The organism is Halobaculum limi, assembly GCF_029490015.1.
Lineage (GTDB): Archaea > Halobacteriota > Halobacteria > Halobacteriales > Haloferacaceae > Halobaculum > Halobaculum limi.
The window spans coordinates 1250661-1271001 of the sequence record NZ_CP120468.1; the positions used below are offsets into that span (position 1 = coordinate 1250661).

Here is a 20341-nt window from a genome sequence, read left to right on the forward strand (position 1 = left end):
TCCGCTCGCGTACCGCAGGCCGTGTTCCGACGTTCCCTCCTCGCGGCCGCGACGGCGACGCTCGCTGGCTGCGGTCTTGCTCCATCCCCGCCCTCCACCGACGGATTCCCCGAAACGCTGCCGAACGCCTTCTTCGCGTTCGCGTGGGACGACGCCGCCTCCGCTTACGAGGTATCGTTCGTCCGCGGCAACCGCCTCACCGCCGCCAACACCGGCGCGCTCGCAGTCCTCGTCACGACCGACGAGACGGAGTCGACGACGCCGTGGGTCGGGGAGAACCCCCGCAGCGACGACTCCGACGCTCGGTCCCCGAAAGCGTCGCTGCCGCTGGTCCCCGAGGCGACGATTCGCGTCCCCGTCGAGCGACGCGGCGACGTGCGCGTTATCTGGACCGCCGCCGACGGCAGTCGAAGCCGCGTCGTCGGGATGTGGCCGCGTGCAGAACAGCCAGGTGTGGCGACGGAGGAGGCGTGAACCGCCGCCAGTTCCTCGCGGGCGTCGGCGCGGCCGCCGCGACCGTAGCAGGCTACGGCGGCGTCCGGGCCGCCGACGTTCGACCGTACAACCCCGACCTGCCGAGCGAGCGTCTCGGGTCTGAGCCGACGCCGCGCGACCGCGTCCTCGCGGCGACGCGCCACCTGTTCGCGGTCGACCACCGCGCACTCACCCGCGTTCGCGTCCTCGACGACTGGACCGGCGACGCGCCGTATCGGCTGACGCGCCACCGCGAGCGACACGAACACTCGCGGCGACGGCACGCACACGCGTTGACGACGTTCGGGAACGGGATGGTGCTCGTGGACCGCGACCGCGACGGCGTCGACCCGCGGGTGGCTTCCCCGTACGCGAGTATCGACGCGGTGTTGCACTTCTCGGACGCGGTGACCGCCGACCCGGAGACGCTCCCCGAGCGATTCGTCTTCCACGTCGGCGACGGCGCGATTCGCGTCGACCGCGACGCCCCGCCCCAGTCAGTCGGGGAACCGATCCGCGTGAACAGCGAGGGCTACTCGGGAGCAGTGCCCGTCCGCGAGTTCCCGCGGCCGATGCTCGGAGAGCCGATCCGTCCGCACCGCGCCGCGTGGACCGTCCACGAGCGAACGGCCGACACCCTGACGCTGGAACTCTCGGGCCCCGACGCGTACGCCCAAGTGGCTCCGCTGTACTCCCCTGCCGGAATCACGATCCGCGAGGGGTCGCGCGTTCGCGCGACGGTGCATCGTGAGACGGGCCGACTCCGCCGCGTCGTCGACCGCCGCGACATCGACGTCGACGTTGGTGTCGAGCGGCGAGACGTGCGTCGCGTGGTGATGCGCCGGGAGACGACGTTCGACCAGTACGGTCGCGCGACTGCGCCGCCACCGACCGGCGAGTTGGGGTCGTCGCTGGGCCCGACCGACCGTCTCGCCGCCCTCGCGAACGACCTCTCGACGTACTGACGCGCTCGGAAGGGCTTAAGTGACAGCCGGCGAAGCAGTCGCCAACGATGGCGTCCGACACCGCTCCGGTGACCGACCTGGCGAACAAGCCCGTGTTCACGGCCGATGGCTGGCGCGTCGGCCACGTCGTGGACGTCATACTCGACCTCGACACCGGCGCCCCCGTCGCCCTCGCCATCGAGGACGTAGAGACACAGACTGTCGGCGGCCTGCCTGCGGATGCGTCGGGTGTGCGCGTCCCCTACCGACTGATCCGCGGCGTCGGCGACGTCGTCGTCCTCGCGGCGTCCGCGCGAGAGGCCGCGTTCCCGCTTCCAGGGTCGCGCGACGCGGCATCGGCGGCCGACCGTGCCGGCGGTCGACGCGACGAGGACACGACGGGCGACGACGCCAACGATCCCATCGTCTGAGACGAGTTCGACCCGGGCGGCCCCTTGCGACTGCGGCTCGGACGTGACAGCGAGCGGCGGGCTTTTGCACCTCCCGACCCACTCCCGACCAATGAGTGCCAGCGACGCCCCGCGGTTTCTCCTGACGAACGACGACGGCATCGACAGCCCCGGCTTTCGCGCCCTCTACGACGCGCTCTCGGAACTGGGCGAGGTCGTCGCGGTCGCCCCCGCCGACGACCAGTCGGCGGTGGGTCGCAAACTCTCCGGACGCGTCGAGGTGCGCGAACACGAGTTGGGCTACGCCATCGTCGGGACGCCCGCCGACTGCGCCATCGCCGGCCTCGAATCGCTGTGTCCCGACGTGGACATGGTCGTCGCTGGCTGCAACAAGGGCGCGAACATCGGCGCGTACGTCCTTGGGCGCTCGGGCACCGTCTCGGCCGCCGTCGAGGCCGCCTTCTTCGGCGTGCCCGCGATGGCCGTCTCGCTGTACGTGCCCGGCGGGAGCGGCGACGACTGGCGCAGCAAGGCGAGCGACCCCGAGGACTACCACCAAGCGGCGGCGGCCGCACAGTATCTCGCCGCCAACGCCGAGGACGCCGGCGTGTTCGAGGAGGCAGACTACCTCAACGTGAACGCGCCGTGGAGCGAGCGCGACGCCCCGACTCGGATGGAGGTGACGCGCCCCTCGACGATGTACGATATGACTGCCCAACGCGACGGCGACCACGTGAACCTCATCGACCGGACGTGGGATCGGATGCTGGAGGGCGACATCCCCGACCCCGTCGGCACCGACCGCCGTGCGGTCGTTGAGGGTCGCGTGTCGGTGTCGCCGCTGACTGCGCCCCACACCACTCGGCACCACGAGTCGCTGGACGACCTCGCGGCGGCGTACGACCCCGAGTCGGTCACACCCGTCGAGGAGTGACGCGCGACCGGTCGACGGATGCAGACGTGTTCGACTGACGGCGGCAGCGCTCGTGGACGATATACACGTTTATACTCCGGTCGGTCCCAGCGTCGTGTATGAACGCGCTCCCGCTTGCCTCCGAGGCAACGATTCCAACGACGCTGTCGGCGTCGGTCGTGTTGATTGCGAGTCTGCTCGTCGTCGTTGGCTGGCTGGTGTACCTCTACCGCTGAGGGTCAGCCACCGTCTCTGACGGACTCGGGGCCTCCGCGTCAGTCGTCGCGGTCGGCGGTCGTGGGGTCGTCCGGGCGCTCGACCTGATTGCGGAACCACGTCGCCGCTTCCTCGACGAGCGTCTCGTCGGTGCTGGTGAACTTCACGCGGACGTTCTCTCCGGGATACGAACCGACGGCGACGTCGTAGCGCTGTTGGACCTCGTCCAGCCGATCCAACAGCCGTGACTCCGGTTCAGGCGTCTCGACGGTCACGGTGTACGGCTGTGCTCCCGCGAACTCCTCGGCGACGGCGTCGAACATCGCCTGCATCTCTGTCGGGACACCCGGGAACACGTAGATGGAGTCGATCACACATCCCGGCGCGACCCCTTTCTCGTTATGGATGACGCGGGCGCCGTCGGGGATGTGCGTCGTCCCCTCGGTGAGATCCGCTGCCGCGTAGCCGCCGTGTTCGGTGAGGTACGCCAGCGCCTCGTCGTTGGCCGCGAGGTCGACGCCGACGGCGGCGGCGACGCCGTCCATCGTCACGTCGTCGTGGGTGGGGCCGACGCCGCCGGTGACGAGGACGGCGTCGTACGTGTCGCGATACTCGCGGACGACGCTCGCGATGTCGTCGACGCGGTCGGGGACGGTCGTCACTCGCTCCACGCGGACGCCGCGACTCGTCAACTGTTCTGCGAGCCACGAGGCGTTCGTGTTCACCGTGTCGCCCGCGAGGAGTTCGTCGCCGACGGTCACGAGTGCGACCTGCATAGCGGTGATGAAGGTGGCTCGGCGGCTTAAGTCCCGTGGCACCGGCGATGCGACGGCCGCGAGCGCACCGTCGACGACCGTCTCGGCTTATCGGTCGGCGGCCGCCTCTTCGACGACGTCGGCGTCGGCAGGCGAGCGTGCGTCGAACTCCGCCACTAGTTCGTCCACGCGTCCGGGGTCGTCTGCCCCAACCAACGGCGTCTCGGCGGTTCGCCCCTCCTCGTCGACGCCCAGCCTCTCGCACACGCGGTCGGCGACGGCTTCTGCCATTACGCGATGCGTGGTTAGTTTCCCGCCGACGATCGAATAGAATCCCGCGACGCCGTCTTCCTCGTGGTCTAACAGAGTGAACTCCCGCGAAATGCCGCGCGCGTCTCCGGTTCCGGCCTCGTCGTCGGTCTCGGCTACCCGCCGCGCCTCGTCGGGGGCAAACAGCGGCCTGACGCCCCAGTAATCGTCGAGAACCTCCGCGTCCGCAAACCCTGGGACCATCTGGGCACACTCGTCGATCACACGTCGGATATCCGCGTCGTCACGGTCGTACTCGTCGGGGTCGTCGACGACGACGCTCGTCGTCCCGAGGACGGTCCGCCCGCCGTGCGGCACCGCGATGTCGCCGTCCGACGGCGACCGTGCGCGGTTGAGCACCGGCCCGACCCCGGCGTAGTCGACGCCCACCATCACCCCCATCGTGGGCTGCATCGGCACGTCGACGCCCGCGAGCGCCGCACAGCCTTCCGCCCACGCGCCTGCTGCGTTGACCACGACGTCGGCGTCGACGTGCTCACCGCCGACCGTCGCGCCGGCGATTGCCCCGTCTTCGACGCGGAGGTCAGTCACCGGCGCGTGGGTCCGGATGCACGCGCCACGCTCGCGGGCGTCGCCAGCGAGCGCGGCGACCAGCCGCGAGGGGTAGACGACGCCGTCGGGGACGCGCAGTACGCGTGACACCGACTCCGAGAGTCCCGGCACCGCTTCGCGGGCCGCCTCGAGGGACAGTTCCTCGACTTCGATTCCGACCTCGCGGCAGGCGTCGCGCTTCGCGTCGAAGTAGTCGTCGTCGTCGGCTTCGAGCGAGACGAACAAGCCGCCGGTGTCGGCGATACACGCGCCGGCGATGTCGCGCAGGGTCTGGTTCTCCGCGATGCACTCTGCGGCCCCCGTCGGGTCCGACTCGGCGTAGCGCGCGCCCGAGTGGAGCACGCCGTGTGAGCGGCCGGTGGCCCCGGCCGAGAGGCCGCCACGCTCGGCGAGGGTGACAGCCACCCCCCGCATTGCCAGGTCGCGCGCGACGCCCGCGCCGGTCGCGCCGCCGCCGATAACCAGTACGTCTGGGTCGCGGCCGTCGTCAGTTTGGGTCACACAGACGTTACGAGTGGGACGTGTTGAGACTGTCGCCCGGTGTCGTCGGCGCTGCCGTGAGTGGTGTCGTAATCGGCACCACCGCCGCGAACCTCGCGTGCGGCCGCTCGACAGAACGGCGATGCAAAAAACTGGACAGGGCCGACCGACTGGCCGGTGTTCAGAGGTAGCCCGCGTTGGGCAACACGCCGAGTAGCGCGAGGATAGCCACGACCAGCATCGCGATGGCGATGGCCATCGCGGGCGGGTCGACGTGGGTGCCTGAGTGGGCGTACAGCAGGCGTTGGGTGACTTCACCCAGCAGTCCGCTGATCACGCCGAACGCGCCCGCTGCGAGCAGCGCGACGACGCTCCCGGCGACCGGGTCGACGACGACCGCTCCGACGGCACCGATGAGCGTGATGTGGTGCGTGACGGGTATCTTCTCGACGCCCAACTCCAAGAACAGGAGGCTGATGGCCGAGATGGCGTAGCCGAGGAAGATGCTCCCCGTCTGAATCCAGATGTAGCCGCCGAGAATGCCGCCGACGAGACCGATGGTGGCGACGCCGGCCCACTTGTACTGGTGAGGGAGCCACGGCTCCGTGGCGAGGCGACCGGCGTGTTCTTCGGCGACCGCACCGCCGTCGGGGACCGAACGCGGTTCCTCACGCTCGAACGGCGACATATCGAGCAGGCTCGATCCGGCCGCCTTCCCGACGAGTGGGTAGCCGAACACGACGCGAGCGATCAACGCCGTCAGTACGACCGACAGCGCGATGGTGTCGGTCGGCGTCCCGACGGCCGCGCCGACCTGATTGATCAACATACCGAGCAGACCGAACACCGCGCCGACCGCGAGGATGTCCGGCTTGGTGCCGAACGCGTAGAGGATGTTCTTCCCGAAGTGGTAGTCCCAGCCCTCGGGTTCCATCTCTGGATACTTTTTCCCGGCATACGCCGAGGCGGCGACGCCGCCGGCGAACGCGATGTGCGGGCCAGTGACGGCGCCGAAGCCGATGACGCCGGTGACGCCGGCGGCGAGTTCGCCGCCGTTGATGCCGGGGAGCGTCCCGATCTCACGCTGGAGGATCGCGAGCCCCTCACCGAGGAAGACGACGAACCCGGTGAAGATGAACGCTGGGAGTGCGCCGATCGCCGCACCGAACGCGCCGCCCGCCAGCGCCGTGATCAACAGGAGGAGGAACGGTTCCCACTCCATCCCGATGAGCGGTACTTGGATGAACAGTTCCTGCATACACTTTCACTCCTCTGTCGCCCAGTCCAGCGAGCGTTCGACGGCGTCGTCCCAGCGATCGTACATCGCGTCGACCTCTGCGGCGTCCTTCTCGGGCGTGAACTCGCGGTCGATCTGCCAGTTCTTGCGGAGGTCGTCCACGGAGTCCCAGTAGCCGACGGCGAGGCCAGCGGCGTACGCCGACCCGAGTGCGGTCGTCTCGTCGACCTCGGGCCGCGCGATCTCCGTCTGGATGATGTCGGACTGCAACTGACACAGGAAGTTGTTCTTCACCGCACCGCCGTCGACACGCAGACTGGTCGTCTCGACGCCGGAGTCGGCCTCCATCGCCTCGGCGACGTCGCGCGTCTGGTAGGCGATCGCCTCCAGCGTCGCCCGGACGATGTGCTCCTTGCGGGTGCCGCGGGTCATCCCGACGATGGTCCCGCGGGCGCGACCGTCCCAGTGCGGCGCACCGAGGCCGGTGAACGCCGGGACCATGTAGACGCCGTCGGTCGAGTCGACCGACCGCGCGAGTTCGGCCGTCTGGGCGGCGTTGTTGATGAGGTCGACGTCCTCCAGCCACTCGATGGCCGCGCCCGTGACGAAGATAGAGCCCTCCAGCGCGTACTGGACGGGTTCGCCGGACAACTGGAACCCGATCGTCGTCAGGAGGCCGTGATCGGATTTGACAGCCTCGTTCCCGGTGTTCATCAGGTAGAACGACCCGGTTCCGTAGGTGTTCTTCGCGTCGCCCTTGTCGAAGCAGGTCTGGCCGAACATCGCCGCCTGCTGGTCGCCGAGAGCGCCCGCGACGGGAACCTCGGCGCCGAGGAAGCCGTCGGCGTCGGTCGTTCCGTAGAACGCCTCGTCGGAGGACGGTCGGACCTCGGGCACCATCTCTTCTGGAACGTCGAACTCCGCCAGCAGTTCGTCGTCCCACTCCATCTCGCGGATGTTGTACAACATGGTCCGCGAGGCGTTCGTCACGTCGGTGATGTGGTTGCCCGTGAGGTTGTAGATGAGCCAACTGTCGATGGTGCCCATCAACAGGTCGCCGCTGCGGGCGCGGTCGCGGAGGTCTTGATCCCGCGAGGCGCTCAGTTTCAACGGCTCCGCGTTGTCCAAGATCCACTCCGTCTTCGTCGCGGAGAAGTAGGCGTCACACTCCAGTCCCGTCTTCTCGCGGATCCACTCGACTTTGTCTGCCTCCTGTATCTCCTCGACGCGGTCGGTCGTCCGGCGGTCCTGCCAGACGAGTGCGTTGTGGACGGGTCGCCCGGTCTCCGAGTCCCAGACGATGGTCGTCTCCCGCTGGTTCGTGATGCCGATGGCCTCGAGTTGGTCTGCGGAGAGTCCCGCGTCGTCGAGGCCAGCCAGCACTACTTCCTTCGTGTTCTCCCAGATTTCCGTGGGATCGTGTTCGACCCACCCTGGGTTCGGGTAGATCTGTTCGTGCTTCTCGTAGGCGTTCGCGATCACCTGCCCCGCGTGATCGAACACCATAAATCTAGTCCCGGTCGTTCCCTGATCGATCGCGCCGACGTATGTGTCTGACATTCGTATTGCCTCCGTATCGGCCCCGCTCCGTCGGGACGCCTTCGTCTGTAATACCATAGTGAACTATTATAAACGTTACTGACGCATAGGGTACTAACGGTAAATAATGTGTGTCGTACTACCCGTTCGACTCTGCAGTCTGCTGGCCCGTGCTCCCGCAGTCGCCACACCGGGAGGGCGGCGCGTGTGGGCGCCGCCGCCGGCCGCAAAGAAATCGGTTCGATTAGAAGTCCACAGTCCGAACAGCCAGCAACACGACGACATCCACCGCAACCCCGGTATCTGCAAGTTATGAACATCCAAGACAGGATCGACCGCCGCCAACGGACGGACGACCGAAACCGACTCCTGCTCGACGAGGAGCAGTTGAGCCCCGTGTGGCACCCGGACGAGCCAACCGGCCGGGGAACCCTCATCGAGCGATTGCTCGACCACTTCGACCCCGCCTTCGACGGTCAGTGTCCCCCCAACGGCTACCTCCACGGACCCGGCGGGGCGGGGAAATCCGCCGTCGTGTCGGCGCTCGTCCGGCATCTCGCGTCCTCGATGGCTCCCCCGACGAACGCCGTCTTCACGACGACGCGTGGCGGGAGCGCACGGGCAGTCTCGTTCGTCTATGTCGACCTCCGAGCGGCGGACTCCGCGTTCGAGTTCTCGCACGCAGTGGTCGACTCGCTCGTCGCTGAACCGGTCCCCCGGCGGGGCGTCGGCACCACCGACCTCCACGAGCGACTGCAGCGGCGCGTCCGCGGTACCGGTCCGGTCGTCGTCGTCGCCGACCACGTCGGCGAACCCGAGACGGTCGAGGCGGCGACCGTCGACGACCGCCTCGCCGACATCGACGGCGCGTTCGCGTGGCTCGCGGTTGGTCGGAAGGCTCCTGCTGAGGTTGGCGTCCCGGCCGATAGTGCAGACATCCGTGTCGAGCAGTATTCGCGCGCAGCGCTGACGGACGTGCTATCGGCGCGCGCCGACGCCGGCCTCGGCCAGGGAACGTTGGCCCACAGTGCGATCCGCCGCATCGCAGAGTGGGCAGAGGGCGACGCGAGCGTGGCACTATCGGCGCTGCTCGGCGCTGTCGAAGTCGCGTCCAGCGAGGGAGAGGCGTTGCTCGACGACGACGCCATCGACGCCGGGATGGCGGCGGTGCCGTGGCCGTACGTCCCGCTGGGGCGGGTACTCTCGCTCCCGCGAAACCGGATCCGGACGCTGGCGTGTCTGGTCGACCTCCCGCCGGAGGCCCGCGCGCCTGTCGGCGATTGTGCTGAACGGATCGCCGAGCGAATCGACCTGACCGCGTCGACCGTGGAGCGGTTCCTCTACGAACTCGCGGAATCGGGAATCGTCGAACGTGTCCGCGTGCAGGACTCTGACGGCCCCGGACGACCGCCCAGCAGGGTCGAACCCCGATTCCCCACGCTGGCGTTTCGCCGCCTCGCACGAGCGATGCTGAACGACACGTTCGTGTGACTGTCACTCATATTCTCATTAGTTGTTATCTACTCTCGCTTCCCGACGACCGATAACATAATGGCGGCACACGACGTGGTACCCGACATACGGGGACACACAATGACCGAACGGACCGAGGTGGTCGTGATCGGCGGCGGGTCGACTGGCTGTGGGGTGGCACGCGACCTGGCCATCCGCGGCGTCGACGTCACGCTCGTCGAGCAGGGCAACCTCACCCACGGGACGACGGGGCGGATGCACGGACTCCTCCACAGCGGCGGCCGCTACGCCGTCTCCGACCAGGCCAGCGCCAAGGAGTGTATCGAGGAGAATCGCGTGTTGCGCGACATCGCGAGCCACTGCGTCGAGATGACGGGCGGCCTGTTCGTGAAACGGCCCGAGGACACCGAGGAGTACTTCCAACAGAAGTTGGAGGGCTGCCGCGAGTGCGGCATCCCCGCGGAGGTACTCACCCCCGAGGAGGCCCGCGAAGTCGAACCGTTCCTCGCGGGAGACATCGACAAAGCGATCGAGGTTCCCGACGGCGCTATCGACCCATTTCGGCTGTGTGTCGCGAACGCCGCCGACGCCGAGCGACACGGCGCCCGCATCGAGACGCACTCGCCGGTGACGGACGTCCTCGTCGAAGACGGCGAAATCGTCGGCGTCGAGGTGACCCACGAGTCCGGTCCCGGCAAGCGCGTCCACGGCGTCGAGAGCGGCACCGAGGAGATATACGCCGACCACGTCGTCAACGCGACGGGCGCGTGGGCCGGTCGCATCGGTGACATGGCCGGTGTGAACGTCGAAGTCCGCCCGAGCAAGGGCGTGATGACGGTGATGAACGTCCGCGAAGTCGACACCGTCGTCAACCGCTGTAAGCCGAAGGGCGACGCAGACATCATCGTCCCCCACGAGACCACCTGCATCCTCGGCACGACCGACGAGGAGGTGGAAGACCCCGAGGACTACCCCGAGGAGGCGTGGGAAGTCGACCTGATGATCGAGGAGTTGTCGAAACTCGTCCCGATGCTGGCGGACGCCCGGACCATCCGCTCGTACTGGGGCGTCCGGCCGCTGTACGAACCGCCAGGCACCGGCACGACCGACCCGACGGACATCACACGGGACTTCTTCCTCCTCGACCACGCCGACCGCGACGACCTGCCGGGGATGACCTCCATCGTCGGCGGGAAGTTCACCACCTACCGGCTGATGGCCGAGCAGATATCCGACCACGTCTGCGACCTCCTCGGCGTCGACGCCGAGTGTACGACCGCCGAGAAGCCGCTCCCCGGCAGCGAGGACTTCTCGGTGCTTCGCGACTATATGGACGAGTTCGGCCTCCGGTCGCCCATCGGCCGCCGGAGTATGCAACGACTCGGCTCGCGTGCCGACGAGGTGCTGAAGACGGATGACCCGAACCCGGTCGTCTGCCAGTGTGAGGCGGTCACGCGTGCGGAACTGCAGGACGCCATCGGGCAGTCGGGGTCGGATCTGAACGCCGTCCGCCTGCGAACGCGGGCGTCGATGGGCAACTGTCAGGGCGGCTTCTGTGCCCACCGGATGGCGAACGAACTCCACGCGGGCGGAGAGTTCGACCGCGACGTGGTCGACCCCGCGCTGGAGGAACTGTGGCAGGAGCGCTGGAAAGGGCAACGGCACGCGCTGTGGGGCGAGCAACTGTCGCAGGCGATGCTCAACCACCTCCTGCACGCGACGACGATGAACCGCGACGGCGCGACGCCAGACGACTTCGCGGCGTTCGACGCCGGGGAGACGACCGACGCGGCCGGCGTCGACGACGCTGGCGACGTTGCCGGCGGCGCGACTGCGCCCGACGGTGGCTACCTGGTCGACGAGCGCGGAGGTGAGTCGGGTGGCGATTGAGTCGGACGTGGTCGTCGTCGGCGGCGGTCTCGCCGGCGTGACGGCAGCGCTGTCGGCCGCCCGAGAGGGCGCGTTCGTGCGCCTCCTCTCCTCGAAAGAGAGCACGCTCCGGCAGGCGAGCGGTCTGATCGACGCGCTCGGCTACCCCGACCCCGATTCGGGCACGGGTCCCGTCGCGGACCCGTTCGAGGCGGTCGGTGACCTCCCTGAGACCCACCCGTACCAGATCCTCGGGAGCGAGGCGCTCCGCGAGGGACTCGCGCTGTTCGACGACGCCGTCGGCGACGAGTACCTCGGCGGTCACACCGACCGCAACGCCCTCGTAGCGACCACCTCTGGCCGGGCGAAGCCGACCGCCCGCTACCCGCGGAGTATGGCGCCGGGCCTCGCCAGCGACGACCGCGACACCCTGCTCGTCGGCTTCGAGGCCGACACCGACTTCGACGCGTCGCTGGCGGCGAAGCGACTCGACGCCGCGGGCGTCCCGTTCGCCGTCGAGGGCGTGACCGTCGAGTTCCCCGGCGAGTACCGCGCCGACGCCGCGGTGACGCGGTTGGCGCACGCACTCGAACGCGACGAGGACGCTGGCGAGGGACGGACGACGCGCCAGCGACTCGCCGACCGCGTTCGTCCGCATCTCGGTGACGCCGAACGGGTCGGCTTCCCGGCGATGCTCGGTGACACGCACGTCGAGGAGGTTCGCGCCGACCTCGGGGAGCGACTGGACTGCGAGGTGTTCGAGATTCCCACCGCACCGCCGAGTCTGCCGGGGATCAGACTCGGCGACCGCCTGTTCGACGCACTCGACGAAGCGGGCGTCTCCATCACGACCGGGAACCCGGTAGTCGACTACGAGGCGGACGGCGACCGCATCGACCGGGTGTTCATCGACCGCAACGGCGCGAAGATACCGTACGAGGCCGAGCGGTTCGTCCTCGCGACCGGCGGACTGGTCGGGAAGGGACTCGACTCGACCCGCGAGGGCGCGACGGAGGCGATATTCGACTGCCACGTCCCCCAACCGGACGACCGGATGGCGTGGTCTGCGGAGGGGGCGTTCGCGGACCACGCGTTCGCCCGCTTCGGCGTACGACCGGACGAGTGGATGCGACCGCTCGACGCGAGTGGGAGTCCGGAGTACGAGAATCTCCACGCCGCCGGCGGCGTCGTCGGCGGCGCGGACGTTGCACGGGAGAAATCGGCGAGCGGCGTCTCGCTCGCTACGGGGCTTGTCGCGGGCCGCACCGCGGCGGAGGAGGTATGAGCGACACACACGACACCAACGATATCGACGACACCGACGACGCGACCGGCGCGTGTACCGACTGCGGCACGGACGACCCGCCAACGGCGACCGACGGCGGCACCGCCGCGGAGAGCGGCGGCGAGTTCGAACCCGTCGACGTGTTCGACGAGACGGATATGGACCTCCGACCGGGTGCAGACTCTTGTTACAAGTGCTCAACGTGCGATACTTCGTGCCCGGTCGCGGAGGTGGACGACTCCTTCCCCGGGCCGAAGTTCCAGGGGCCCGAGCAGTGGCGCCTCAAGCGCAAAGAGGACACCGGCGTCGACGACTCGATTATGGGCTGTTCGAACTGTATGCGCTGTGACGGCGCGTGCCCCTCGGACGTGCCGCTCTCGCAGATGCACAACAGCGCCCGCGGGGAGTACGTCGACGAGCAGATGGACAAACTCTCGCGGGAGTACATCCGGAACCGCATCCTCGCGAACTACGGCACGCTCGCCCGCTTCGGGTCGAAAGTCCCCCGCCTGACCAACTTCGTGATGGGCAACTCGCTCGTCCAGAAGGTCAACGAGAAGGTGCTCGGGATCACCGCCGAACGCGACTTCCCCGAGTTCTCACAGCAGACGTTCCGCTCGTGGTGGAAGGAACGCGGTGGCCCGAAGGTCAAAAGCGAGGAGAAGCGCATCGCGTACTTCCACGGCGACTACGCCAACTACAACACCGTCGAGGTGGCGAAGGCGCTCGTCCGCGTGTACGAGGAGTTCGGCTACGAGATTGCCGTCCCCGACCAGCGGTGTTCGGGCACGCCGATGTTCGCCAACGGAATGCTCGACGACGCTCGCCGGTCGGCGGCGGTCAACGTCGAGAACCTCGGCGAGATGATCGAGCAAGGGTACGACGTCGTCGCCTCCTGTACCTCCTGTTCGATGGCGCTCCGCCAGGAGTACCCCGAACTGTTCGACTTCGAGGGGACCGAGACGGTCGCCGCGAACACCTACGACGCCCTGGAGTACCTGCTGATCAACGAGAACGTCATCGACCCGCTGAGCGAGGTCGACGGCGACCAACTCGACGTCCCGGACTTCGCGTACCACGCGCCGTGTCACTCCCGCAATCAGGGCCTCGACCGGCAGGCGGTCGAACTGTTCCGCCACCTCGACGGCGTCGACGTCGAGGACGTGGGTGACTCCTGTTCGGGCATCTCGGGCACCTACGGCTGGAAAGAGGAGAAGTACGAGTACTCGATGGAGATCGGCGAGGAGATGTTCGAGCACATGGAACACGCCGAGGGCGAGACGGGGATGACCGAGTGTCCCACCTGCTCGATGCAGATGGAACACGGCACGGGCTACGAGATCAACCACCCGCTGGAAGTGCTGGAGAAGGCGTTGGTCGACACCGACGTCGAAGTCTGAAGCGACCGCTTCCGTTTTCGCCGCTTCGTTATCCCAGTGGAATCCACGCGCTAGCCGGCAGGACACCGACCCACGCGAGCAACCCGAGCAACAGCGACGACGCGACGATGCTCGCGGCGGGCGGGTCGAGGTGCGTCTCCGCGTGCGCGAAGAACACGCGCTGGAGGAGTTCGCCGAACGCTGCGCCGACGAGACCGAACAGCCCCGCCGCGAGCAACGCGACGGTCAGCGACACCTCGCCGGCTACGGTCCCCGGCAGGACCAATCCCTGCGACGTGCCGGCGAGTGCGAGAACCACCGTACTCGCGGGGAGTGCCATGTGGTGTGTGACGGGGATGCGTGCGGTGCCGCCGACGAGGAACGCGAGGGCGGCGACGCTGATACCGAACGCGAGGAACGCGCTCCCGGTCAGGTAGGCGACGTATCCCGAGAGGACGCCGATAATCGCCCCCAGCGACAGCACTTCCGACCAGCGGTAGAGGTACGGCAGCCACGGCTCCACCCGCGTCGAGTCCGTCGGTCCATCGTGGACGCGCACGGCCCCGCCGTCGGCGGCGACCTCTTCGGGGTCGCTCCCGTCGCCAGTCTGCGTCGAGCGCCCACCCGGAAGGCCAGTCAGGCCCTCTCCGCGTTCGTAGGGCGTCATATCGAGGAGTTTCGAGAGCGGTGCGCCGATCAGGCTGTAGCCGAAGACGACGCGGTGGGCGAGCGCCGAGAGGACGACACCGAGGGCAACAGGGTCTGTCGGGATGCCGAGCGACCCCGAGACGGTCGCGACGGCGAACCCGAAGATGCCGAAAACGCCGCCAACGGCGAGAACGTCCGGGCGCGATCCGACGCCCACCGTCACCTCCTTCGCGGGGTGGTAGTCGAAGCCGGGCGTGTCGACGTAGCCCTGCTTGACGGCGTACGCGAGCGCTGCCGCCCCGCCGCCGAAGGCGACGTGTGGGCCGAGGACGACGCCGAAGGCGATGTCGCCGGTGACGTTCACCGGGACGGTGCCGCCGCCGGCCCGCGTCGCCAGCGCGTACAGTTCGCCGACGATGACCGTGAACCCACAGAGGACGAACGTGTTGAGTGCGCCCAGCGCCGCGCCGAACGCACCGCCGGCGAACGCCGCGAGCAGGAGTTCGACCGCGAGGAGATCCGACAGCGGCACCGATCAGGCCTCCGCGTCGTCGAACGTCCCAAACACTTCGTCGAACAGGGCGACGACGCGCGATTCGATGTCATCACGGATCGCGGCCACCTCCTCGGGTGACTTTCCGTCGGGGTCGTCGAGCGCCCAGTCGCGCGTGTTCACCGTCTCCGCGAGCGAGAGCGTCGAACACCCCATCGTGGCGACGTAGTCGCAGTCGTTCAGTTCCTCGTCAGTCAGCTTCTGGGGCGTCCGCTCTGACACGTCGATGTCGAGTTCGGCCATCGCGTCGATAACCTCGTCGTGGACGTGGTCAGCGGGGTGGGTACCGCCGGTGAGCAGTTCCACGCGGTCGCCGAGGCCGCGCCGCTGGGCCTCTCGCTGGGCGAACGCGTACGACATCTGCGAGCGCCCGGCGTTCTGGACGCAGACGAACGCGAGTCGAACCGGGCCGTCGTGGTCGATCTCGCTCATTCGTCCACCTCCCGTGTCGCGTCGAGTGCGTCGATAAGCGCCTCCGCGCGGGCGGTCGTGTCGTAGTAGCGCCACCGGCCCTCCTTGCGCCGGGTGAGCAGGCCCGCGTCGGTCAGCGTCGACAGGGCGTGGCTGACGGCCGACTCACTCACGTCGACGAGCGGTTCGAGTTCACAGACGCACAAGTCGCCCTCGGCGGCCGCGAGCAGTCGCGTGAGTCGGTATCGCGTGTCGCTCCCGAGCGCCGAGAGCGCGTCCACGTCCTCGGCGGCGTCGGCCAGTTCCACGCGTTCTGCGAGGCTACGGAGGTCGGACAGTCGGTCGTCGACGTCGGCGGCACAGCACTCGCCGACCTCGTCGGTGATGAGACGTTCGAGGCGGTTGGTCGATTCCATACCAACGATTGCAGAATCGTTCATATGAATCTGCCGAAACTCACTCTACCCCGGGTAAACACACGTTCTCGCCCGTCTGTAACCGTAATAGTGATTCAGGAGGATACCACCCGAAGGAGAAACTGTCGTTCGTGAGCCATCGCGCGTTGCGGACGACGTCGGAGACACCCTCCGTGTTCCAAACCGCCACGACGTGCGGTCGTCGCCCGCCGGCCAGGCACTCTGGCGGGACACGACGACCGTCTCTCGCGGCAGCGTAGAAGTCGGCCTTTTGTACGAATTGCCGAAACGACTCTCGGTGTCGGCGACCCGAGGAAGCGAGTCCGGTGCCCCTCAGTCGTCGGCGGGCGACTCGGCTTCGACGCGCGCGACGCCGATGGTGACGGCCACGTCCTCGACGGACCACTCCTCACGGAGGTCGAAGTCGCCGTCGTCACCGACGAACGCGTCCGTCCGCGTCTCCTCGGCGATGTACTCCCGGTGTTCGTCGACGAAGCCGGCGACCCGGTCGTCGTTGACGTCGACGGAGATGCGTATGCGTTCGTCGACGTCGAGGTCGAGTTCCTTACGCATCTCTTGGATACGGCGAACTACGTCGCGGGCGTACCCCTCGGACTCGACGTCCTCCGTCAGTTCGGTGTCGACGTAGACGGTTCCGTCGTCGAACTCGGCGCTGACGACGCCTTCGGGGGCCTGCGAGTGGAACGTGACCATCTCCTCGTCGAGGTCGTACACCTCGCCGTCGACTTCGACGGCGAGCGTGCCGCTCTTCTCCAACTCGGCGCGGGTAGTGCCCTGAATCGCGGTCATCACTTCCTGTGCGTCGCCGCCGAAGGCGGGGCCGAGTTTCGACATCTCGGGTTCGGCCACCTCGACGAGTTCGCCGTAGGAGTCGACCACCTCGACCGACCGACTGTTGACGCGGTCGGCGAGTAACCCGCGGAGGTTGTCGACGGAGGCACGGGTCGCCTCGTCGCCGCTCTCGACGACGACGCGCGTGACGGGCCAGCGGAGTTTGCGTTCTGCACGCTGGCGGGCGTTCGCGGCCGCCTCCTCGACGCCCCGCAGGACGGCCATGTCCGTCTCCAACTGCTCGTCGCGAAGATCCGCGTCTACGTCGGGGTAATCGAGTTGGTGGACCGTCGTGGCCGCGCCGTCGAGGTGCTGGTACATCCGCTCGGTGAGGTACGGCGCGTACGGCGCGAGCAGGCGCGTCACCTCGTCGAGCAGCGTCGCCATCGTGTCGTAGGCAGCCTGCTTGCTCGGGGAGTCTTCGTCCTCCCACATCCGCTCGCGGATGGCCTTCACGTAGAAGCGGGAGACGTCGCCGGTGACGAAGTCGAGCAGCGCGTTGAGCGCGTCGTCGACCTCGTAGTCGTCCCACGCGGTGTCCATCTCCGCTTTCACGGTCTGCAGGCGCGAGAGCACCCACTCGTCGACGACCTCCAGTTCTGCACCGTCGAGGTCAGCCTCGGCGGGGTCGTAGCCGTCGAGGCGCATGTACGGCAGCGGGAACCGGAAGACGTTCCAGAGGATGTTGAGGGTGGACTGCATCTCGTGGAGGCCGTCCCACTCGAACGCGAGGTTCTTCTCCTGTTGCTCGTGGCTCAGGAGGTAACACCGGAGCGGGTCGCGCCCGGCAGCGTCGATGGCCTCCTCAGGCTCGACGATGTTCCCCTTCGACTTGGACATCTTCGACCCGTCGCCCATCGTGGTGAACCCGTGCATCAGCACCTCGTTGTACGGCACCTTCCCGAGCGCCGCGGTTCCCATCCCGAGTTGCGACCAGAACCACCCGCGGGTCTGGTCGTGCGCCTCGATGATGAGGTCGGCGGGCCACAACTCCTCGAAGTCGTCCTCGTTGCCGGGGTAGCCGATGGTGCCGAGGCTGGCGACGGAGGAGTCGAACCAGACGTCGAACACGTCGGGGACACGCTCGTAGGTCGTGCCGTCCTCGGTGATGGTGAGGTCGTCGACCGACGGACGGTGCAGGTCGATGGTCTCGGGGTCGACGTCTTGGTCGACGCGGTCGGCGAGTTCCTCGCGCGTGCCGACGACGACGAGGTCTTCGGCGTCGTACTGCTCTTGCCCCTCGGGCACCCAGATGGGGAGCGGGATGCCCCAGTAGCGCTGGCGAGAGACGTTCCAGTCGGGAGCCTCCTCGACGAAGTTGCGGAAGCGGCCGTCGCGGGCGGACTGCGGGTGCCACTCGGAGTCGTCGATGTTGGCGAGCAACTCGTCTTTGATCTCGGTGATCCGGATGAACCACTGGTCGGTCGCGAGAAAGACGATGGGGGTGTCACACCGCCAGCAGTGGCCGTAACTGTGCTCGTGCGTCTCGCTGGCGAGGAGGAGGCCTTTCTCTTCCAAATCCGCGATGATGTCGTCGTTGGCGTCGCGGACGAACTCGCCCGCGTACTCGCCTGCGAGGTCGGTGTAGACGCCGTCGCCGCCGACGGGACAGAACGCCTCGAGACCGAGTTCCGACCCGCGCTCGAAGTCCTCCTGCCCGTGGCCGGGCGCGGAGTGAACTAACCCGGTGCGGTCTGCCTCGACGTAGTCGGCGGTGTACACCTGTCCAGCACCCTCGAAACTCGGGTGTTCGGGCACCTCTTCGGCGAGTGGGTGGTCGTACTCCCAGCCGACCAGGTCCTCGCCCGAGTGCTCGGCGACGACCTCGTAGTCGTCGTAGCGGCCACGGCGAAGCGCGTCTTCCACCGTCGACTCTGCGAGGAACAGCGTCTCCGTCTCGCCGTCCTTCGTCGCCTCGACCTCTTGGTACGTGAGGTCGGCGCCGACGGCGATGAACGTGTTCGCGGGGATGGTCCACGGCGTCGTCGTCCAGATGACGAGGCTCCCCTCGCGGTCGCGGAGGGGGAACTTCACGTAGATGGACGGTGATTCGATGTCCTCGTACTCGACTTCGTTGTTGGCGATGGCCGTCTCACAGCGGGGACACTGCGAGATGGAGCGTTTGCCCTGTTCGACGAGGCCGCGGTCGTGGACCTGCGAGAGCGCCCACCACGCCGACTCCATGTACTCGGCGTCGATGGTCTGGTAGGGGTTATCCCAGTCCATCCACGCGCCGATGGACTGGAAGTCCTCGTCCATGTTCTTCCGGTTGCGCTGGGCGAACTCTCGGCACTCCTCGATGAAGTTCTCCATCCCGAACTCCTCGATGTCCCGCTTGGTCTCGAAGCCGAGTTCCTGCTCCACCTTCGTCTCGATGGGCAGGCCGTGCATGTCGTAGCCGGGGCGGTCGGTGACGTCGTGGCCCTGCATCCGGGTGTAGCGGATGACGGTGTCCTTCAGCGTCTTGTTCCACGCCGTCCCCAGGTGCATCTGTCCGGTCGTGTACGGCGGGCCGTCGACGAAGAAGAAAGAGGGGTCGTCGGCGTGCGCCTCCTTGGCCGTCTCGTAGGCGTTCGTCTCGTCCCAGCGCTCGGAGACGGCGGCCTCCACCGCCTCCGGCGTGTACTGGTCCGAGATGTCGCTGTCGTCCATACTCGGTGTGAACCAACGCGAGGTTATCAAGTCGGTGGTCCTGTGGCGTGCGTTGCCGAGGAGTGCGAGGCCGAACGAAGTGAGGCCTCGGTGCGAGCGGGGAGTGTAACGACCCGCGAGCGAAGTGAGTGAGGCAACGGAGAGCGGCGGCGAGGTCCGAAGGGTAGAGCCGCCTACAACGGTCCTTTGCCGAGGAGTATAACACCGAACAGCGCGAGATCAAAACCGGGGTTCTGCGGTTCTGCTCTCACCGCTGAGAACCGCGGCGGTGTGTTCATACGTGGGCCACGGAAACCGGCGCGTATGAGCGACGCCGACGACACGCCCGCGTCCGACCCCGGCGACGACGCGGAGGACGGGGACATCCGCGAAGTCGTCAGCGCGGGTGACACCGGCGACGCCAGCGATGCCGACAGCGACGACACCGAGACGGGTGACGGCGGCCCACCGGTCGGTCGTGAGGGCGTGATAGACCCCGACGACCTCGACATCCGTGACCGCGACGGCGTCGACGAGACGGACGACGGCCGCTACGTCATCTCGACCGGGGCAGAGCGTGAGGCGGGCCTCCGCCAAGTTCCAGATGCCGCCGCGATGACCACCGACGACGCAACTGCGGACCCCGACCCCGAAGACGAATGCACCGAACCGGGAGTGACGGAGTGTGATCAGTCGCCACCAGCGGCCGGCACGAGCGACGAGGACCCGCTGGACGCCGTCGCGGCGGAACTCGGGTCGCTCTCGTCTTCGCACGGCTTCGCACTCGCGGTCGCGGCGGGCGGGGAGACGGCCACCCTCCGCGTCGCCTCCGGCGACCCGACCGACACGCTCGCGACGGCGCTGCGCTGGTACGCGCGGCAGGTGAACCCCGGTGAAGACGCCGACGAGACGCTCGCACAGCTGCTGGCGGCGTCGGACCTGGACGTGGGCTGACCCGGCGCGTCGGCGTGCCG

16 protein-coding genes and 1 pseudogene are annotated in these 20341 nt (G+C 67.9%); 9 read left to right on the top strand and 8 right to left on the bottom strand.

The window, feature by feature from the left end; genetic code table 11:
- Positions 1-21: 21 nt before the first annotated feature.
- From P0D77_RS06365 to surE, 4 genes are all read left to right on the top strand, one after another.
- The gene (locus P0D77_RS06365; protein WP_277555427.1) at positions 22-474 is read left to right on the top strand and encodes a hypothetical protein; all 453 of its coding nucleotides are present in this window, start codon (positions 22-24) and stop codon (positions 472-474) included.
- On the top strand, positions 471-1439 hold the full coding sequence (locus tag P0D77_RS06370) for a hypothetical protein (protein ID WP_277555428.1): 969 nt from the start codon (positions 471-473) through the stop codon (positions 1437-1439). Before P0D77_RS06365 ends, P0D77_RS06370 begins: the two co-directional genes overlap by 4 nt.
- A gap of 47 nt (positions 1440-1486) precedes the next feature.
- Positions 1487-1849, top strand: coding sequence for a PRC-barrel domain-containing protein (locus P0D77_RS06375; protein ID WP_277555429.1), 363 nt, complete (start codon positions 1487-1489; stop codon positions 1847-1849).
- A gap of 91 nt (positions 1850-1940) precedes the next feature.
- Positions 1941-2762, top strand: a complete 822-nt coding sequence (gene surE, locus P0D77_RS06380) for a 5'/3'-nucleotidase SurE (RefSeq protein ID WP_277555430.1) — start codon at positions 1941-1943, stop codon at positions 2760-2762.
- Positions 2763-3016: 254 nt separating this feature from the next.
- Here surE and P0D77_RS06385 read toward each other — a convergent pair whose 3' ends face one another.
- The 4 genes from P0D77_RS06385 to glpK all read right to left on the bottom strand — a co-directional run bounded on the left by P0D77_RS06385 (position 3017) and on the right by glpK (position 7871).
- Positions 3017-3733 carry a competence/damage-inducible protein A gene (locus P0D77_RS06385; protein ID WP_277555431.1) on the bottom strand — a complete coding sequence of 239 codons (717 nt, stop codon included), beginning with the start codon at positions 3731-3733 and terminating at the stop codon, positions 3017-3019.
- Positions 3734-3820: 87 nt separating this feature from the next.
- A complete protein-coding gene (locus P0D77_RS06390; RefSeq protein ID WP_277555432.1) occupies positions 3821-5095 on the bottom strand; it encodes an FAD-dependent oxidoreductase in 1275 nt (424 codons plus the stop codon).
- 160 nt (positions 5096-5255) lie between these two features.
- Positions 5256-6332, bottom strand: a complete 1077-nt coding sequence (locus P0D77_RS06395) for a DUF7973 family transport facilitator (RefSeq protein WP_277555433.1) — start codon at positions 6330-6332, stop codon at positions 5256-5258.
- 6 nt (positions 6333-6338) lie between these two features.
- Positions 6339-7871 (bottom strand): glycerol kinase GlpK, encoded by a 1533-nt coding sequence (gene glpK / locus P0D77_RS06400; RefSeq protein ID WP_277555434.1) that lies wholly within the window; start codon positions 7869-7871, stop codon positions 6339-6341.
- Between the two features lie 291 nt (positions 7872-8162).
- Between glpK and P0D77_RS06405 the strand changes: the two genes are divergently transcribed.
- The 4 genes from P0D77_RS06405 (at position 8163) to P0D77_RS06420 (ending at position 13877) form a co-directional block, all read left to right on the top strand.
- Positions 8163-9341: a Cdc6/Cdc18 family protein gene (locus P0D77_RS06405; protein ID WP_277555435.1), complete on the top strand. Its 1179-nt coding sequence runs from the start codon at positions 8163-8165 to the stop codon at positions 9339-9341.
- A 102-nt stretch (positions 9342-9443) separates the two neighbouring features.
- Positions 9444-11213 carry an anaerobic glycerol-3-phosphate dehydrogenase subunit GlpA gene (glpA, locus tag P0D77_RS06410; protein ID WP_277555436.1) on the top strand — a complete coding sequence of 590 codons (1770 nt, stop codon included), beginning with the start codon at positions 9444-9446 and terminating at the stop codon, positions 11211-11213.
- Positions 11203-12477, top strand: coding sequence for a glycerol-3-phosphate dehydrogenase subunit GlpB (glpB, locus tag P0D77_RS06415; protein WP_277555437.1), 1275 nt, complete (start codon positions 11203-11205; stop codon positions 12475-12477). Before glpA ends, glpB begins: the two co-directional genes overlap by 11 nt.
- Positions 12478-12635: 158 nt before the next feature.
- Positions 12636-13877, top strand: a complete 1242-nt coding sequence (locus tag P0D77_RS06420; protein WP_277555749.1) for an anaerobic glycerol-3-phosphate dehydrogenase subunit C — start codon at positions 12636-12638, stop codon at positions 13875-13877.
- Between the two features lie 28 nt (positions 13878-13905).
- Here the strand turns inward: P0D77_RS06420 and P0D77_RS06425 are convergent, their stop codons facing one another.
- The 4 genes and pseudogenes from P0D77_RS06425 to ileS all read right to left on the bottom strand — a co-directional run bounded on the left by P0D77_RS06425 (position 13906) and on the right by ileS (position 19388).
- Positions 13906-15036: a DUF7973 family transport facilitator gene (locus tag P0D77_RS06425; protein ID WP_277555438.1), complete on the bottom strand. Its 1131-nt coding sequence runs from the start codon at positions 15034-15036 to the stop codon at positions 13906-13908.
- Between the two features lie 3 nt (positions 15037-15039).
- Positions 15040-15489, bottom strand: coding sequence for a low molecular weight phosphatase family protein (locus tag P0D77_RS06430; RefSeq protein ID WP_277555439.1), 450 nt, complete (start codon positions 15487-15489; stop codon positions 15040-15042).
- Between the two features lie 11 nt (positions 15490-15500).
- A pseudogene (locus tag P0D77_RS06435) lies at positions 15501-15908 on the bottom strand (ArsR/SmtB family transcription factor); the annotation flags it as partial.
- A gap of 309 nt (positions 15909-16217) precedes the next feature.
- The gene (gene ileS / locus P0D77_RS06440) at positions 16218-19388 is read right to left on the bottom strand and encodes an isoleucine--tRNA ligase (protein ID WP_277555441.1); all 3171 of its coding nucleotides are present in this window, start codon (positions 19386-19388) and stop codon (positions 16218-16220) included.
- Between the two features lie 303 nt (positions 19389-19691).
- Here ileS and P0D77_RS06445 point away from each other — a divergent pair, with 303 nt between their 5' ends.
- Positions 19692-20321: a DUF7500 family protein gene (locus P0D77_RS06445; protein ID WP_277555442.1), complete on the top strand. Its 630-nt coding sequence runs from the start codon at positions 19692-19694 to the stop codon at positions 20319-20321.
- Positions 20322-20341: the final 20 nt, after the last annotated feature.

Bases quoted from the DNA above. Each gene is read 5' to 3' on its own strand.
- glpA (WP_277555436.1), top strand. From the start codon at position 9,444: ATGACCGAACGGACCGAGGTGGTCGTGATCGGCGGCGGGTCGACTGGC.
- P0D77_RS06405 (WP_277555435.1), top strand. From the start codon at position 8,163: ATGAACATCCAAGACAGGATCGACCGCCGCCAACGGACGGACGACCGA.
- P0D77_RS06420 (WP_277555749.1), top strand. From the start codon at position 12,636: ATGGACCTCCGACCGGGTGCAGACTCTTGTTACAAGTGCTCAACGTGC.
- P0D77_RS06395 (WP_277555433.1), bottom strand. From the start codon at position 6,332: ATGCAGGAACTGTTCATCCAAGTACCGCTCATCGGGATGGAGTGGGAA.
- P0D77_RS06375 (WP_277555429.1), top strand. From the start codon at position 1,487: ATGGCGTCCGACACCGCTCCGGTGACCGACCTGGCGAACAAGCCCGTG.
- glpK (WP_277555434.1), bottom strand. From the start codon at position 7,871: ATGTCAGACACATACGTCGGCGCGATCGATCAGGGAACGACCGGGACT.
- P0D77_RS06430 (WP_277555439.1), bottom strand. From the start codon at position 15,489: ATGAGCGAGATCGACCACGACGGCCCGGTTCGACTCGCGTTCGTCTGC.
- P0D77_RS06445 (WP_277555442.1), top strand. From the start codon at position 19,692: ATGAGCGACGCCGACGACACGCCCGCGTCCGACCCCGGCGACGACGCG.
- P0D77_RS06385 (WP_277555431.1), bottom strand. From the start codon at position 3,733: ATGCAGGTCGCACTCGTGACCGTCGGCGACGAACTCCTCGCGGGCGAC.
- ileS (WP_277555441.1), bottom strand. From the start codon at position 19,388: ATGGACGACAGCGACATCTCGGACCAGTACACGCCGGAGGCGGTGGAG.
- surE (WP_277555430.1), top strand. From the start codon at position 1,941: ATGAGTGCCAGCGACGCCCCGCGGTTTCTCCTGACGAACGACGACGGC.